The sequence below is a fragment of the Streptosporangium sandarakinum genome (genome assembly GCF_013409935.1).
GTDB classification, from domain to species: Bacteria; Actinomycetota; Actinomycetes; order Streptosporangiales; family Streptosporangiaceae; genus Streptosporangium; species Streptosporangium nondiastaticum.
In genome coordinates this window covers 1229385-1244940 of record NZ_JACCCO010000001.1, presented here as the reverse complement: position 1 = coordinate 1244940, position 15556 = coordinate 1229385, and the positions used below count along the sequence as shown (strand labels likewise).

The following is a 15556-nucleotide window of genomic DNA, read 5'->3' as shown; positions in this document are numbered from 1 at the left end:
TAATCGTATCGAAAACGGGGACCCATGGAACCGCAGCTCGGCCACCCGAGACGATGGCAGGTACTGGGAGTGCTGGTCTTCAGCCTCCTGGCCGTCGTCCTCGACAACACGATCCTCAACGTCGCCCTCAAGACGATCGCCGACCCCCAGGAGGGGCTCGGCGCGACCCAGAGCCAGATGGAATGGGCGATCAACTCCTACACGCTCGTCTTCGCGGGCCTGCTGTTCACCTTCGGGGTCATCGGCGACCGCACCGGCCGCAGGCGCATGCTGCTGGTCGGCATGGCGCTCTTCGGCCTCGCCTCGCTGGCCAGCGCCTACTCCCAGGACCCGGGCCAGCTCATCGTGGCGCGGGCGTTCATGGGGGTCGGCGGCGCCGCGATCATGCCGGCGACCCTCGCCATCATCTCCAACGTCTTCCCGCCGCAGGAGCGCGGCAAGGCGATCGGCGTGTGGGCCGGGGGCGTCGGCCTCGCCGTGGCGATCGGCCCGATCACCGGCGGCCTGCTGATCGAGCACTTCTGGTGGGGCTCGGTCTTCCTGGTCAACCTGCCGATCGTCCTGGTCGCCATGGTGCTCATCACCCTGGTCGTGCCCGAGTCGCGCGACCCCAGGCCGTCCAGGCTCGACCCGGCCGGCGTGCTGCTGTCCATCATCGGCCTGGTCGCCCTCACCTACGGCATCATCCGGGGCGGTGAGCTGGCCACCGTCGCCAGCGCGGAGGTGCTCGTCCCGACGCTCCTCGGCGTGGCCGTACTGGGCCTGTTCGTCTGGTACGAGCGCCGCGTCGACCACCCGGCCTTCGACGTCACCTACTTCCGCGACGCCCGCTTCGCCACCGCGGTCGGCCTGATCGGCATCGTGTTCTTCGCGATGATGGGCGCGATGTTCTTCCTGGTCTTCTACCTCCAGGTCGTCCTCGGCCACACTCCGCTGCAGGCCGGGGCGCTGATGATCCCGTTCGCCGCGGCCCAGCTCATCTTCGCCCCGCTCAGCCAGCGGATGGTCCGCCGCTTCGGCGGCAAGCCGACCGCCACCCTGAGCATGCTCGTCGTGGCCGGCGCGCTGGCCTCCTACGCGCTGATGGACCGGAGCACGCCGCTCGTGGTCATCGAGATCGTCTTCTTCGTCCAGGGCGCGGCCATGGCCAACATCATGCCGCCGGCGACCACCGCCATCATGGAGGCCCTGCCCAGGGAGAAGGCCGGTGTCGGTTCCGCCATGAGCAACACCGTCCGGCAGGTCGCGGGCGCGCTCGGCGTGGCCCTGCTCGGCTCGGTGCTGTCGGCGACCTACCGCGACGAGATCGCCCCCGCGCTGGGCGGGCTGCCCGAGAGGCTCAGGCACGCCGCGGGAGAGTCGCTGACGGACACGATAGGCGTGGCCCAGAGCCTCGGCGCGCGCGGCGCGGCCCTGGTGGAGCCCGCCAAGGCGGCCTTCCTGGACGGCATGCACGTCACCGCGCTGGTCTCGGCGGCGATCGCGCTGATCGGAGCGCTGGTGGCGCTCAAGTGGCTGCCGTCCGGCGACGGCGGCGCGGCCGTCGCTCCCGCCTCCGGCTCCGCAATCGGGGAGAGGGACCGCGACAGGGAACCGGCAGTAGTGTAGACGTGCGATGAGCACGACTGACGAGACGCGAGCGGCCCGCCCGGCGGGCCGCCCCCGCAGCGCCCGGGCGGAACAGGCGATCATCGACGCCACCCTCGACCTGCTCGGCGAGGGCATGAACATCGCCGAGCTGTCGATCGAGGCGATCGCCGCCCGGGCCGGGGTGGGCAAGACCACCATCTACCGGCGCTGGGCCAACAAGGAGGACCTGTGCGTCGACGCCCTGGCCCGGCTCAAGTCGCCGCTGCCGGAGCTGCGGGGCGAGTCGGTCCGCGAGGATCTCGTCGCCTACTTCGAGGTCGTCGTGCGCGACTCGTGTGACGCGCGCCGACGATGCGTGATGAGCATCGTGATGAACGACGCCGAGCGGCACCCGCGTCTCGTCGAGCGGGTCCGCCAGGCCCTGATCGAGCCGCGCCGGGAGGTGCTGGCCGCCGTGCTGCGGAGGGGCGTCGCCACCGGCGAGCTCCGGGCCGACCTCGACCTGCCCGTCGTGATGGCGGCGCTGATCGGCACCGTCACGTGGTACATGCGCGACGCGGGATCCGACGGGACCGCGGAGTCGCCGGCCGGCATCGCCGAGCGGATCGTCGACCAGCTCCTGGCCGGCCTGGCGCCCACCGCCTGAGGATCGGTCCCGCCTGAGGATCGGTCCCGTCTGAGGATCGGTCCCGTCTGAGGACAGGTTTCGTCTGGAGACCGGCCCCGCCTGAGGACCGGCCCCGTCTGAGGACCGGCCCCGTCTGAGGACCGGCCCCGGACGGGGGCCGGCTCGGCGCGGGGCCGCCCCGGTCGCGGCGAGGACCCATGAAGGTCAGGGACCTGCGGAAACGGACCCGGGACCCGCGGAACAGTGCCCGGGGCCCCACGGCATCGGACCCGGAAGCCACAGGATCCGATGCTCGATGCCCGAAAACAGGCCTGGGCAAAAGATGAACATTGTTCTACTCTCGCGGCCATGCGCCCGTTACGCGGGGCCGCGACCGTCGTCGCGCTGACCCTCGCCCTGCTGCTGCCCGCCTCCGCGGCCCTCGCCCACGAGGAACGCCCCGTGAAGCTCCCCGACGGCACGGGCAGCGTCCCGGTGCACCGTACCGGGGAACCCGACCTGCTGGTCTGCAAGAGCGACCGCGCCGACTTCGGCAGGCGGATCGCGGACTTCCCGCCCGACCTCAGGCGGCGAAACCTGGAGCTGTTCGACCGCTGCCAGGAGCAGGGGTACCGCCATCTGCAGGAGGCGGTGGACAAGGTCGACCGGCCCGGGATGAACATCGCGATCCTGCCCGGCGTCTACCTGGAGGAGCCCAGCCTGCCGGAGCCCACCGGCGACTGCGCCCGCCTGCCCGCCCGCTGGTCGGCCTGGGGCTACCAGATCCTCTCCTACGAGCAGCAGCGGCAGTGCCCGCACAACCAGAACCTGGTCGCCATCCTCGGGATCAAGGACCTGCAGATCGAGGGCACCGGCGCGAAGCCGACGGATGTGATCATCGACGCGCAGTACCGGAAGCTGAACGCGATCCGCGCCGACACGGCCAACGGGATCTACTTCCGCAACTTCACCGCCCAGCGGACCACGTTCAACTCGATCTACATCCTGGCCGCCGACGGGTTCGTCATCGACACGATGCTCACCCGCTGGAACGACGAGTACGGCTTCCTGACCTTCGCCAGCGACCACGGCCTCTACACCGACTGCGAGTCGCACGGCAACGGCGACTCCGGGCTCTACCCGGGCAGCGCCTCGAACATCAACGACGGCCGGGGCCACGACGTGCCGCGCTACTCCATCGAGATCCGGCGCTGCAAGAGCCACGGCAACATGGTCGGCTACTCCGGCACGGCGGGCGACTCGGTGTACGTCCACGACAACGAGTTCTTCGACAACATGGGCGGCGCCTCGATGGACAGCGCGTTCGCCGGGCACCCGGGCCTGCCGCAGAACCACGCCCGCTTCGAGCGCAACCGGATCCACGACAACAACCGGGACTACTACCGGTACGTCGCCGACGGCACCTGCGCCAAGCCCACGGCCGAACGCGGCTACGAGCGGGGCGTCGTCTGCCCCCAGATCGGCATGCCCCGGGGCACCGGGATCATCACCGCGGGCGGCAACTGGAACGTCTTCCGCGACAATTGGATCTGGGGCCACGAGTCCGCCGCCTTCGACCTGCTCGCGGTGCCCGCCTTCATCCGTGGGGAAGGGGCCCTGGGCAAGCAGTTCGACACCTCCCACCACAACCTCTACGAGGGCAACCACCTCGGCGTGACGCCCGAAGGCGTGAGCCGCCCCAACGGCGCCGGCGTCTCCTGGGACGGGCAGGGGACCGGCAACTGCTGGCAGGACGACGCCGGCCCCTCCACCCCGTGGGCGCTGCCCGCCTGCGGCTCGGCCGGACCGTCCCGGATCCTCGGCGAACCGGTCAAACTCGCCAAGGGCTACCTGTGCAACGACTACAGCATCCGCGAGCGGCGCCTCCCGGCCGGCTGCGAATGGTACGGCGCGGCGGGCGTGGCCAGGGTCGAGGTGCAACTCGCCCTCGCCGGGTCCCTCGCGCTCGGCCTGGTCGCGGTCCTGCTCCGGCGTCGCGCGCTCCGCTCCCGGGCCGGTCTGGCCGTCACGGTCGCCGGGCTCGCGGGCCTGACCCTGGACGTCCTCGGCGCGGCCTACGGCCACACCCCGCTGCCCGCCGCCGCCTTGGTGCTGATGGGGGCGTGGTGGATCGGCGCGGGCCTGCTGTGGCTGCGGCCCGGCGGCCGGTCACGCACCGGGACCGGGGCCGGGGAGGCCGGAGCCGAGGCCGTCGACGGGACCGGCGCCGGAGTGGGAACCGGAGCCGAAGAGCCGCGGAGAGGCCGGGGGTTCGGCTGGTTCACGGTCGTGCTCGGCGTTCTCGCCCTGGCCGACGCGTTCGACAAGGCGGTCGTGATGATCCCGCTCCTGCCGGTCGGCCCCGGCTGGATCCGCGGCCTGCTCTGCGGGGTCTGGGTCCTCTGGGCGGTCGTCCTGCTCGCCCGCAGGCCGAGCCGTACGGCGGCGGCCCCCGTCGAGGAGGTGCCCGCGTGAGGCGGTCACCGTCCGCCGAGGGGGCGCGGACCCGTCCCGAGCCGGCCCCCGGCCTCTCGGTGGCGCGACCGGCAAGCCACCGGGGAGGGCGGCCGGTGGTGCGGCGGGCCGTGGCGGTCCTGGGGGCCTGCCTGCTGCTGGCCGCCTGCAACGTCTCCACCGGCCACCACAACCCCGGCACCGACCACAGCGTGGCCACCGCGCCCCCGCCCTACGACACGTACGGGGCCCCCAAGGGGCCGACGGTCGAGATCACGGTCACCGGCGGCCGGGTGATCCCGCCGCCCGGCCGCGTCGAGGTCACCAGGGGACAGGCGGTCCGCCTGGTCGTCACCTCCGACGTCGCCGACGAGATCCACGTCCACGGCTTCGACCTCACCCGCCGCCTGGAGCCCGGCAGGCCCGTCACCCTCGACGTCGTCGCCGACCGTACCGGGCTGTTCGAGGTCGAGACCCACGAGTCCGGCCTCGTCCTGACCCAGCTCGTCGTCCGATGACGCGCCTCCTCGCCCACGGGCTGGGAAGCCGGCACGACCTGCCGATCCCGCTGTTCTACGCCTTCGCCGGGGCGTTCGCGGCGCTGTTCGTGTCGTTCCTCGGGCTCGCCCTGCTCTGGGCCGACTCGCGGTTCCGCGGCGGGGCGGCCGGTCGGCCGGTACGGCTCCCCGAGGGAGCGCGGATCCGGTGGACGCTGCGGGTCATCGGGCTGGCCGGGGCCGTCTTCACCGCGGCCTGGATGCTCCTTGGACCCGACGATCCAGGCCGGAACCCGGCGGCCCACCTGGTCTACGTGATCCTCTGGACGGGACTGATCCCGGCATCGCTGCTGTTCGGGCCGGTATGGCGGCTCCTCAACCCGCTGCGCACGATCCACCTGCTGCTCGGCGGCCGGGACAAGGGGCCCGCGCCGTTCGGCTACCGGCCCGCCGCGCTCGGCCTGACCGCCTTCGCCTGGATGGAACTGGCCTCGCCCGCCCCCGCCTCGACGACCACGCTGGCCGTCTTCCTCACCCTGTACGGCGCCGCCCACCTGGCCGCGGCCCTCCGGTACGGGACGCGGTGGTTCGACCGGGCCGACGCCTTCGAGGTCTACTCCGCCCTGATCGGCCGCCTCTCGCCCCTCGGCCGCAGGGACGACGGCAGGCTGGTCCTGCGCAACCCCCTCGACGGGCTCGACGCCCTGCGTCCGGCCCCGGGGCTGGTCGCCGTCGTGTGCGTGCTGCTCGGCACGACCGGATACGACGGGTTCTCCGACTCCCCGTGGTGGGTGGAACTCCTGCAGACCGGGCCGCTGGGCCGTACGGTCACCGGGACGCTCGGCCTGCTCGCCGCGATCGGCCTCGTGGCGGCCCTCTACCGGGCCTGCACCGCCGCCGCGGGGCTCATCGGCCGGGCCGGACGGGTCAGGACCGGGGCCGCCGTGCCCGTGCCGTCCGGGAGAGCGGGAGGCACGGTGGGCGAGACGTCCGGCGTGACCGGTGAGGACAGAGCGGCCGGAGGAGACGATACGGCGGGAGAAGACGGGGCGGCCGGGGGAACCGGGGCGACCGGCGGGTACGGCATGGCCCGGATGTTCGCCCACTCGCTGGTCCCCGTCGCGGTCGGCTACCTGATCGCCCACTACTTCTCGCTCCTCGTCATCGAGGGGCAGCGGGCGGTCGTCCTCTCGCTCGGCCTGGACCGGACCGTGGACCCGGACGTGGTGGGCCCCGGCGCGATCGCCTCCGTCCAGGTGCTGGCCATCGTGGCCGGACACGTGCTCGGCGTGGTCGCCGCCCACGATCGCTCCGTACGGCTCTTCCCGCCGGAGAGGGCGGTCGCCGGGCAGATCCCGCTGCTGGTCCTGATGGTCTGCTACACCATCGGAGGGCTCATCCTGCTGTTCGCGGCATGATGGACGCCGTGGGATCCTCCGTACGCAGAAGCCCGGTCCAGCAGCGCAGCGTGGAGCGGGTGAACCAGATGCTCGACGCGGCGGCGGCCCTGCTCGACGAGGGCGGCTACGACGCGTTGAGCACCCGGGCGGTGGCGGCCCGCGCCGAGGTGCCGATCGGCTCGATCTACCGTTTCTTCCGCGACAAGCGCGGCCTGGCCGACGCCCTGGCCAGGCGCAACCTGGAGCGCTTCCTGGCCAGGATCGAGCGGCGGCTCACGGGGGCGGCGGACTGGCCGGACATGGTGGACCTGGTGGTGGACGAGTACGTCGAGATGAAGCGTACGGTCCCGGGCTTCGCGGTCATCGACTTCGGCGAGAACCGCGCGGTGTCCGAATCCCTCGCCACCCACCTCGCCGACCGGCTCCCCCCGGGGACGGCGGACGGTCTCGGCGCGGGCGACCTGAACCGTTCGCTCCGCGTCGCCGTCGAGGCCGCCGACGCGCTCCTCAAGTTCGCCTTCCGTGAGTCTCCCGGCGGTGACCCCTCATACATCACCGAGACCAAGCACCTCCTCCGCGCCTACCTGGAACGCGCCCTACCTCACTGACCCGTGATCGGCGAACAGCACGCCACGATGCTCGTGCCGGACACACGTCCGCCTGAAGACCTTCCGGAAGCGGCCGGGTAGGGGTTGAGCGACACACCTTCCTCGGAACACGATCAGGGCTATCGTCGTCGACGTGGAGCTGATGAGGGATTGCCAGGATTACCCGCTGAGGAGAATCCTGTCCCATGCCGAGGCGGCGGCTGAGAATGGCGTCTGGTCCGTTTTCATCCCTGGAACCCCCATAGCGACGGACGGTCCTGACTTCGATACGGCGATCGACGAAATGATCGACGCACTCCGCGAATACGCCGAGGACTGGCAGGACCGTCTTTCTGACGCGCCCAACCATCGGGGCAACCGGTGACTGGTCCGGTTGAGCCTTCTCAGCGACGACGAGGAGAGGCCAGTATGAGCGATCGGACCGGTTGACCGGAACTCAGGGATCGCCGCATGGCCGAGCCGGGCGTGGCTGAGGCGTATGAGACCACGAGACTCGCCTACCACCTCGGCAGGACCGTGCGGGCGATGCGCGAGAAGCGGGGATGGAGCCAGAGTGATCTGGCACGGGAGGCCGGCATGACCCAGCCGGCGGTGGCGCGGTTCGAAGTGGGCGGCACCGTCCCGACGCCGCCGGTCATCGAGCGCCTGGCACACGCCCTTGGTACGGAGATCGAAGTCCGGCTGACACCACGGGCGCCTGCCGCCTGAGCCGCTTCGCCGTACGGCCTTCTCAGTCCAGGAGGGCGGCCAGGCGCTTGGGGGCGACGGTCCGGTAGGCGTCGGTGACGATCTCGGCGATCTCCGCCCAGTCCTGCGGGACGTCGAGGTAGACGCCGAGCCAGCCCCGGTGGCCGACGTAAGGCGGGCGGAAGAAGCGCCCGGGGTCCTGCGTGACCAGGGCCTCCTGCACGCCGGGAGGGGCGGCGCACCAGAAGGCCAGCCGATCGCCGTGGTGGTGGTCGGCGTACATCACGAACGTCTTCTTGCCGCCGATGAACCAGGTCGGTTCACCATGGCTGAGCCGTTCGGTGGTCTCGGGCAGCGCCAGGCAGAGCCGGCGCAGGGACTCCAGCGGATCGTCACCCATGATCGGACGGTACTTCACCGGAGGAGGGCGTGCGCCGCTTCCGGTCCTCCATCTTGGGAGAGCGCGCCGCTTCCGGCACTTCATGTTCGCGCCGCTTTCGGTCCTTCGTGTCCGGAGGGGAGCGCGCCGCCTCGGCGCTTCATCCCAGAAGGGCCGCATCTCCCCGGCGGGCCGGGCCGGGGAGACGGGTGGCGCGGGGCGTTGAGGGGTGGCCGGGGCTCAGAGGTCGAACTCGCCGCGCTTGACACCGCCGACGAAGGCGTTCCATCCGGCTCGGCTGAGGAAGAGCTTGGGGCCGCCGGGGTCCTTGGAGTCACGGATGACGTGGAGAGGGCCGGTGCCGGACTCGGGAGCGTTCACGACGGCCACTTCGACGCATTCACCGCCGCTGGAGCCGCTGAGGGAGGACTTGCGCCAGGCGGCGCCGGTCAGGTCTGCTGCCACTTCGTCATCACCTTCGCGATCAGGGCGGCGCTGGCCTGCGCGGGCAGGGCCGCCGAGCGGATTGCCTCGTATCTCTTGCAGATCACCGCCACGTCACGCGGGTGGTCCGTTACATGTCCCACGGCGGCGGACTCCACGAAAACACTATCCAGGCTTCCTTCGACGCCCGCAATGAAGAAACCTCCTTCCAGACCGGCGATCGCGCCTCCGGTCGCGCCCGCGCCCTCCGGCACGACCTGGATGGAGACGTGCTTGCGCTCAGCCGCGGCGACCAGGGCTGCGAGCTGGTCGCGCATGACGTCCGGCCCGCCGACGACGCGGTGCAGCACGCCTTCGTCGAGCACTGTCCAGAGCAGGGGCGGTTCGCCGTCGTCCAGGATCTTCTGGCGCTCCAGGCGGGCGGTGAGCAGCTCCTGGACCCGCTCGTCGGTCACCCCGGGGTCGGCCTGCAGGACCGTGCGGGCGTAGTCGGGGGTCTGCAGGAGACCGGGAACCAGCAACGGATGCCAGCCCCGCAGGGTGTGGGCCTGTCGTTCGATGTCCACCCAGGGGCGGAACCGCGTCGGAAGCGCCCCGTAGGCCAGCATCGGCCACATCCGGGAGAGCACGCCGCCGGTGCCGAGGATCCGGTCGCACCTCTCGGCGAAGTCCAGCGTCGGGGTGCGCTTGGCCGTCTCGACCATGCTGATCAGACCGATCGAGTAGCTGATGTGCATGCCGAGCTGTCCCTGCGTCCACCCGGCCTGCTCGCGGAAGCGGCGGAGCTCGGAGGCGAAGAAGGTGAGCGGGCTGGGGTCGCCTTCGGGCTCACGTTTCGGGGGCATCGCGGACTCCTTTTCGTGCGTGGAACCCGCTCGGGAGGGCGGACGGGCGTCGTGGTCGATCGACTACGAAAAGTAATAGGCCGTTGTCGCAATAGGAAGCCCGCCTCCGGAATATGGCGAAAAGTTCTTCCCGCTCGCGGTCCGCCGCTCCGCCTCCTGCATATTCCTTGTGCGTCCGCCAGTCCTCGCCGTTCAACAACTCCCGTTGTGAAAAATCCGGGTTAATATGTTGAGGCATTGTGAATCCGGCACCTCCACCTTGAGGGGACGGGGAGAAATGGCGGAGTTTGTCGGCATTGATCCGGCCGGTGCGCGGCGCCTGATCGGCTCCATGGGCGATGCCGTACAGCGTGCCAAGGCGTTGCGGGGGCCATTGGCCGCCTCCATCGCGGAAGCCGGCTCCGACTGGCCCGCCGGTCCCGGTGCGGAGACGCTGGACGGCGTCATGCGTTTCCTCGACGAGGCGCAGCGCGATCTGACCTGGCGGACCCAGACGATCGAGCGGATCGAAGGGACGGCTGCGTCGGCGGGCGGCCTCAGGACGGCGGAGTTCGCGTTCGGTGACGCCTCGTCGGCCCGCGCGGCGGGGACGCTCGCCGGGAAGAGGACCCTGGCGGCGTGGCGGGACTACCTGAAGGACCCCGGCGTCGACAACTGGGAGAAGGTCCAGGCGATGCTCCGGGAGGGGCGGGGGAAGACCTCCGACGCGGCCTACTCGGCGGGGCTGCTGACGGCGCTCGGCACCGACACCTTCGCCGCCGTCTTCACCGCCGTGGGCGCGCACAACCAGAACGACCCCCGGGGCTACAGCCCGGAGAACCTGAAGGAGGCGGGGAAGGATCTCGAACCGCTGGCCGAGGCGTTCGCCTCCGCCGACGCGGCGGGCGCCCTGCCCAAGGGTCTGCGCGACCATGTGACGGACAGGTTCCCGATCGGCGACATGGCCGCGCTCCTCGGCCTGGCCCGGCAGTCACGCGAGTTCGTCCTGCGGGCCGGGGCGAAAGTGCTCCAGTACAGCGGGAACCGCGACAGCGGGAAGGACTGGAACACCTACTGGCTCGTCAAGGCCCTGGGCCAGGACGTCGCGGCGGCGCAGGGGTTCCTCACCACCGGTGACAACGCCACGCTGCTCCTGCGCCCCGAGGTGGTGAACGGCCTGCCCGGCACGGACTTCGAGAAACTGCTGGCCAAGACCCTGGACGGGGCGCTGGCACCCGGGGCGGGGGACGCGGCCCTCCGCCGTGACGCCTGGCTCGCCATCATCGACCTCTACAGTCGGAAGAACTTCTGGCCGGCGCTGACGGAACCGTCCCCGGTCGGCCAGGTCCTCGCCAAGCACGTCTCCCAGTACTTCCCCGAAATAATCAATGTTTGGAACCGAGCACAGGACATGGGTGGCGTCACCGAAGAGAAAGCATGGAGAATCGTCGACTCCAAGGTGATCGTCGGCTTCTTCGGCGGTCTTCTGCAGAGTTCTGCAGCGCTTCCCTCGTTGAAAGCCGGGTACGGGGATTTCCTACGCAAGATCGATCTTGGTGCTGAACACCCCTTCGGGGATGCCGTGACCGAGGCGGCCCGGAAAAAGCAGCGCAATCGCTTCTACGGCAAGGTGGTGTCAGCCGGTGCCCTGGCATCGGTGCTCTTCAGCGGTCTGCACGAGGCGGATCTCTCGCAGGAGAAGTCCGACAAGGCCGTCGTGGAGCTTCTCACCCTGCCGCTCGACGTTTTCCTCGCAGGAGCCGGTGGGAAGGTCGTCGATGGCGTGATAGGCGAGACTTCCCTTGGAAAGGCGATCGACATAGGTGAAAAGAATTCCCTGAAGGATGCGATCGAGGGCTTTCTTGACGGAGATGGCGCCGGGGACGCATCGGAGCTGGTCGATTCCTTCATCGACGTGCAGGTCGCGGCTTTCAACGTCTCTCGGCAAAGCCACGGCCACCAACCTCTCGGGGATTCCGATCTGCGTGAGCTGAGGACGATCTTCGCCGGACAGTTGACCCCGGTTTTGAAATCCGCGCTCGCGGCACGTGGAGGTTAGACATGACCGAATCCGCCGATTTGATGCGCCAGGCCGAGGCGAAGGACATGCTGGCTGACAGATTCGACGGCTACGCGAAGAACCTTGAACTGCTCCTGGAGCGTATCAAGACAGGTTCCGCCGGCGGGCCGGTCTGGACGGGGCCTGCTGCTCAGTGTTTTGACAATGATTTCCTGACGAGAGGATCGGAGGTCACTCGGCTTGCCGAACAGTGCCATGCGGCGGTGCGCAACCTGCGCCGGGCCGCGTCAAGGCTTCGTGAGCAGGCAAGCCTACCCCGATCCCCGCTCTGAGCGTCGTGGTGCAGGCAGGCAGTCGGTCTTCCCGATGATCTCAACGTTGGGCTGGGAGGTCTGGACGAGGACGATGAAGGTGATCCCCGGGTCCTGCTTCCGCAGTATCGAGACGCTTCGACCGGGTTGCGCCCAACTGGAGTTCCGGTCGATCGTGTAGCCGATCTCCTTGAGCTTGTCACGTAGGGGACGGCCGTACAGGTCCGCTTGCTCCGCCGGTATCGGCTGAGTGCCTTCTTTCAGATTCCCGGTGACCTGGTAAACGCGAAGCGCCGTGTCATCATTTGAACAGCTTGCGAAGTCATCGTTTCCATCGCCGGTTTCGTCGACGACTTTCTTGTCCACTGCCGGATGAAGAGACTCAAGCTTCCTGGCGTCCGCTGCCAGCACTTCGGCGGCCTCGTCCAGGCTGGGGCCGCCGCCGGTGCAGGCGGTGGCCAGCAGCAGCAACAGAGCGGCACATCCCACGGCACGGCGCACCCTCCCGACTCTACTGATCGCGTCCCCGCCTGGGGAGATCAACGTCCGGAAACGGTCTGGAAGTCTGGAAAGGCTCGATGGCGAAAGGCCGCCGACCACCTACAGGGCCGATCACCTACCCGGCGGGCCGCCCACTCGCCCGGTCACCCGCCTGCCCGGTCAGCCGTCGGCCCATCGGCCCGGCCGACGCCGGGCTCCCCGGTCAGCGGGCCTGTTCGCGCCAGGCGTTGGTGATGGGGAGGCGGCGGTCGCGGCCGAAGTTCTTCGGGGTGATCTTCGGGCCCGGCGGGTACTGGCGGCGCTTGTACTCGGCGAGGTCCACCAGACGGATGACCCTGGCCACCAGCTCCGGGTCGTGGCCGGCCGCGACGAGCCGGGCCGACCCCATGTCCTTCTCGACGTAGTCGCCGAGCAGCCGGTCGAGCACGTCGTACGGCGGCAGGGAGTCGATGTCGCGCTGGCCGGGCCGCAGCTCCGCGCTCGGCTCCTTGGAGATGGAGTTCTCCGGGATCGGCGGCCGGCCGAAGCCGTACAGGAAGTCGCCGGAGGTGCCCGCCTGGGCGTTGCGCCAGCGGGACAGTTCCCAGACCTGGGTCTTGAGCACGTCCTTGATGGGCGCGAAGCCGCCGGCGGAGTCGCCGTAGAGGGTGGAGTAGCCGACCGCCAGCTCGCTCTTGTTGCCGGTGGTGAGCACCAGGTGGCCGTGCTCGTTGGACAGGCCCATCAGGATCATGCCGCGCACCCGGGCCTGGAGGTTCTCCGCGGCCAGGCCGGACAGCTCGATCTCCTTCTCGAACGCCTCGACGATGTCGGCGATCGGCACCACCCGGGTGTTGATCCCCTGCCGGTCCACCAGTTCCTGGGCGTCGCTCAGGGAGTGCTCGGAGGAGTAGCGCGAGGGCAGCATGACCGTGTGCACCCGGCCGGGGCCGACGGCGTCCGAGGCGATCGTGGCGACCAGCGCCGAGTCGATCCCGCCGGACAGGCCCAGGATGACCGACCGGAACCCGTTCTTGAAGACGTAGTCGCGAAGCCCCAGCACCAGGGCCGAGTAGACCTCGGCGAGGTCGTCCAGGCGCGGCGCCACGGAGGGGGGCTGCGGGGTGTACGGCTCGACGGGGAAGGCGGCCAGCTCCACCCGCTCCACCGTGATCACGGTGCCGTCGTGGGCGTCCACCTCGAACGACCCGAGACCTCCATACCGGGCCTCGGGCAGTTCCAGGTCGGTGACCAAGAGTTCCTCGGAGAACTGCGCGGCCCGCGCGACGAGCTCGCCGGAGGCCGAGACGATGATCGAGTCGCCGTCGAAGACCAGCTCGTCCTGCCCGCCGACCTGGTTGGCGTAGGCGAGGGCGCAGCCCGCCTCCCGCGCCCGCCGGGAGACCAGCTCCAGCCGGACGTCGTCCTTCTCCCTCTCGTACGGCGAGGCGTTCGGCACCACCAGCAGCCCGGCCCCCGCCTCGGCCACGACCGAGACCGGCCCGCCGTCCTGCCACAGGTCCTCGCAGATCGCGATCGCCACGTCCACCCCGTGCAGGCGGAAGATCGGCAGGCGGTCGCCGCGCACGAAGTAGCGGTACTCGTCGAAGACGCCGTAGTTCGGCAGGTGGTGCTTGGCGGTCCTGGTGACGACCCGGCCGCGGTGCAGCAGCGCGGCGGCGTCCAGCGGGGCGCCCTTGGGCTGCCCGACCCGGGGCGCCAGGCCGGCCCGGTCGACGTAGCCCACCACCACCGGGATCTCGCCGAGGCCCTCGTCGGCCAGCCGCCGGGCGACGTCCTCGATCGCGGCGATCGACGCCTCCACGAACGAGCTGCGCAGCACGAGGTCCTCGGCCGGGTAACCGGTCAGGAACATCTCGGTGAAGACCACCAGGTGCGCGCCCCGGTCCGCGGCGCGCCCGGTCCACTCGACAAGCTTGTCCGCGTTGCCGGCGAGGTCGCCGACGACGGGGTTGGTCTGGGCCAGGGCGATACGGAGTTGAGCCACGTCCCCCACCCTATTCCCGGCCTCGTGGGAGGCGGCTGCGGGGCGATCGGGACGTCCCGGAGCCGGCGGGCGGCCGGTCCGGGGAGGGAGCGGCTCCCGCCGGAGCGGCCGGTGCGGGGAGGGAGCGGCTCCCGCCGGAGCGGCCGGTGCGGGGAGGGAGCGGCTCCCGCCGGAGCGGCCGGTGCGGGCCGCCCGGGGAAGGGGGCGGCCCGTATCAGTCAGCCGGTGACGCCGAGCAGGCCGAGCCTCCGCGCCGAGGCGGGCTCGGTGACGCGCCGGACCTCCTTCCCCGAGCGGTCGAGGACGACGAGCGTGTTGGCCGAGGCGCCCTTCACCCGGACGGCCAGGCGGCCGTCACGCAGGTAGTGGGCGCTCAGTGCCCTGCCCTTCACCGGGAGGGCGATCTTCTTGCCGGTCATCGTGTCGTAGACCGACGGGCTGTACCAGGCGGGCCAGGAGCCGTCGCCGCCCGGGGCGCTCGCGGAGATCGTCTGCACCACGACCCGGCGCCCGTCGGGCGAGACGCTCCCCACGTGGTTGGCGAGCCCGATGCCGGGCGCCTTGCGGGAACGGTGGGTGCGGGTGTCGAGCAGGTGGACGCCGTCGGTGTCCCCGGCGTAGCCGGCGAGCGTCCGGCCGTCGGCCGACCACGCCAGGTGGCAGGGGCCGGGGGTGCGGCCGAGGACGGTCACCCGCCCGCCGGAGGCGCCGACCGCGGCCACCGTCGCGGCTTCCGAATCGCCCCTCCTGGGGAAGGCGATCCGCCTGCCGTCGGCGCTCCAGGCGGGGGTCACGCACGGCCCGCCGTAGGCCGCGCCGACGGCGACGACCTTGTCCCCGGCGGCCGACCTGACGTGCAGGCGGCCCTTGTCGTCGATCCAGGCGACGCGCCCGCCGTCCGGCGAAGCGGAGAACTGCCCGACGAAGGAACCCTTGTCCGACGGGATGGTCACCTGCCGCCCGCCGGGTCCGGTCGTCACCCGGACGCCGCCGTCCTTGTAGTCGAAGTAGACGCCGCGTACGGTGGCCGCCGCGCGGGCCGGTGCCGAGGCCGCCGCGGGGTTCGCGGCGGAAGCGGCCGTCCCGGCGGACGCCTGGGCGGGGGCGGAGAGAGCGGGGGCGGTCACGGCGAGTGCGGCGCCGGCGACCAGGGCCCGGTATTTCACAACGATCTCCTCGGAACGGTTCGTCTGCTCGTTGTTAGAGCGCCGAGTGGCGCAGAAGGTTCACATCCGCCCGGAACCGGA

General features: G+C 70.8%; 16 protein-coding genes. 10 read left to right on the top strand and 6 right to left on the bottom strand.

Annotated elements, in window-relative coordinates; translation table 11 throughout:
• Positions 1-24 precede the first annotated feature (24 nt).
• The 8 genes from HDA43_RS05390 to relB all read left to right on the top strand — a co-directional run bounded on the left by HDA43_RS05390 (position 25) and on the right by relB (position 7864).
• Positions 25-1608 (top strand): MFS transporter, encoded by a 1584-nt coding sequence (locus tag HDA43_RS05390; protein WP_179818617.1) that lies wholly within the window; start codon positions 25-27, stop codon positions 1606-1608.
• Between the two features lie 7 nt (positions 1609-1615).
• The gene (locus HDA43_RS05385) at positions 1616-2236 is read left to right on the top strand and encodes a TetR/AcrR family transcriptional regulator (protein ID WP_179818616.1); all 621 of its coding nucleotides are present in this window, start codon (positions 1616-1618) and stop codon (positions 2234-2236) included.
• Between the two features lie 330 nt (positions 2237-2566).
• Complete coding sequence (locus tag HDA43_RS05380) at positions 2567-4672, top strand: right-handed parallel beta-helix repeat-containing protein (protein ID WP_179818615.1); 2106 nt, start codon at positions 2567-2569, stop codon at positions 4670-4672.
• Between the two features lie 95 nt (positions 4673-4767).
• Entirely contained in the window at positions 4768-5169 is a 402-nt protein-coding gene (locus tag HDA43_RS05375; protein WP_179818614.1) for a hypothetical protein, read from the top strand.
• Positions 5166-6566: a hypothetical protein gene (locus HDA43_RS34775; protein ID WP_179818613.1), complete on the top strand. Its 1401-nt coding sequence runs from the start codon at positions 5166-5168 to the stop codon at positions 6564-6566. The genes HDA43_RS05375 and HDA43_RS34775 overlap by 4 nt, the downstream gene beginning before the upstream one ends.
• A complete protein-coding gene (locus HDA43_RS05365; protein WP_179822805.1) occupies positions 6566-7156 on the top strand; it encodes a TetR/AcrR family transcriptional regulator in 591 nt (196 codons plus the stop codon). The genes HDA43_RS34775 and HDA43_RS05365 overlap by 1 nt, the downstream gene beginning before the upstream one ends.
• A gap of 133 nt (positions 7157-7289) precedes the next feature.
• Positions 7290-7520, top strand: a complete 231-nt coding sequence (locus HDA43_RS05360) for a hypothetical protein (protein WP_179818612.1) — start codon at positions 7290-7292, stop codon at positions 7518-7520.
• A 101-nt stretch (positions 7521-7621) separates the two neighbouring features.
• Complete coding sequence (gene relB, locus HDA43_RS05355; RefSeq protein ID WP_312873025.1) at positions 7622-7864, top strand: type II toxin-antitoxin system RelB family anti-toxin; 243 nt, start codon at positions 7622-7624, stop codon at positions 7862-7864.
• Positions 7865-7886: 22 nt separating this feature from the next.
• On the opposite strand, the gene HDA43_RS05350 is transcribed toward relB, so the two are convergent.
• The 3 genes from HDA43_RS05350 to HDA43_RS05340 form a co-directional block, all read right to left on the bottom strand.
• On the bottom strand, positions 7887-8243 hold the full coding sequence (locus tag HDA43_RS05350) for an MmcQ/YjbR family DNA-binding protein (RefSeq protein WP_179818610.1): 357 nt from the start codon (positions 8241-8243) through the stop codon (positions 7887-7889).
• Positions 8244-8462: 219 nt separating this feature from the next.
• Positions 8463-8687, bottom strand: coding sequence for a DUF397 domain-containing protein (locus HDA43_RS05345; RefSeq protein ID WP_179818609.1), 225 nt, complete (start codon positions 8685-8687; stop codon positions 8463-8465).
• Positions 8672-9511 carry a helix-turn-helix domain-containing protein gene (locus HDA43_RS05340; RefSeq protein WP_179818608.1) on the bottom strand — a complete coding sequence of 280 codons (840 nt, stop codon included), beginning with the start codon at positions 9509-9511 and terminating at the stop codon, positions 8672-8674. Before HDA43_RS05340 ends, HDA43_RS05345 begins: the two co-directional genes overlap by 16 nt.
• Positions 9512-9788: 277 nt before the next feature.
• Between HDA43_RS05340 and HDA43_RS05335 the strand changes: the two genes are divergently transcribed.
• Positions 9789-11549: a hypothetical protein gene (locus HDA43_RS05335; protein WP_179818607.1), complete on the top strand. Its 1761-nt coding sequence runs from the start codon at positions 9789-9791 to the stop codon at positions 11547-11549.
• A 2-nt stretch (positions 11550-11551) separates the two neighbouring features.
• The gene (locus HDA43_RS05330; RefSeq protein WP_179818606.1) at positions 11552-11842 is read left to right on the top strand and encodes a hypothetical protein; all 291 of its coding nucleotides are present in this window, start codon (positions 11552-11554) and stop codon (positions 11840-11842) included.
• Here HDA43_RS05330 and HDA43_RS05325 read toward each other — a convergent pair.
• From HDA43_RS05325 to HDA43_RS05315, 3 genes are all read right to left on the bottom strand, one after another.
• Positions 11822-12292, bottom strand: a complete 471-nt coding sequence (locus tag HDA43_RS05325; protein WP_179818605.1) for a hypothetical protein — start codon at positions 12290-12292, stop codon at positions 11822-11824. The genes HDA43_RS05330 and HDA43_RS05325 overlap by 21 nt on opposite strands.
• A 232-nt stretch (positions 12293-12524) precedes the next feature.
• Positions 12525-14309: an NAD+ synthase gene (locus HDA43_RS05320; protein WP_179818604.1), complete on the bottom strand. Its 1785-nt coding sequence runs from the start codon at positions 14307-14309 to the stop codon at positions 12525-12527.
• A 218-nt stretch (positions 14310-14527) separates the two neighbouring features.
• Positions 14528-15475: a TolB family protein gene (locus HDA43_RS05315; RefSeq protein WP_179818603.1), complete on the bottom strand. Its 948-nt coding sequence runs from the start codon at positions 15473-15475 to the stop codon at positions 14528-14530.
• Between the last annotated feature and the right edge of the window lie 81 nt (positions 15476-15556).

What these genes read in the sequence shown, in the direction of transcription:
- HDA43_RS05390 (WP_179818617.1), top strand. Translation starts at nt 25, where the DNA reads ATGGAACCGCAGCTCGGCCACCCGAGACGATGGCAGGTACTGGGAGTG.
- HDA43_RS05385 (WP_179818616.1), top strand. Translation starts at nt 1,616, where the DNA reads ATGAGCACGACTGACGAGACGCGAGCGGCCCGCCCGGCGGGCCGCCCC.
- HDA43_RS05380 (WP_179818615.1), top strand. Translation starts at nt 2,567, where the DNA reads ATGCGCCCGTTACGCGGGGCCGCGACCGTCGTCGCGCTGACCCTCGCC.
- HDA43_RS34775 (WP_179818613.1), top strand. Translation starts at nt 5,166, where the DNA reads ATGACGCGCCTCCTCGCCCACGGGCTGGGAAGCCGGCACGACCTGCCG.
- HDA43_RS05365 (WP_179822805.1), top strand. Translation starts at nt 6,566, where the DNA reads ATGGACGCCGTGGGATCCTCCGTACGCAGAAGCCCGGTCCAGCAGCGC.
- HDA43_RS05350 (WP_179818610.1), bottom strand. Translation starts at nt 8,243, where the DNA reads ATGGGTGACGATCCGCTGGAGTCCCTGCGCCGGCTCTGCCTGGCGCTG.
- HDA43_RS05340 (WP_179818608.1), bottom strand. Translation starts at nt 9,511, where the DNA reads ATGCCCCCGAAACGTGAGCCCGAAGGCGACCCCAGCCCGCTCACCTTC.
- HDA43_RS05335 (WP_179818607.1), top strand. Translation starts at nt 9,789, where the DNA reads ATGGCGGAGTTTGTCGGCATTGATCCGGCCGGTGCGCGGCGCCTGATC.
- HDA43_RS05330 (WP_179818606.1), top strand. Translation starts at nt 11,552, where the DNA reads ATGACCGAATCCGCCGATTTGATGCGCCAGGCCGAGGCGAAGGACATG.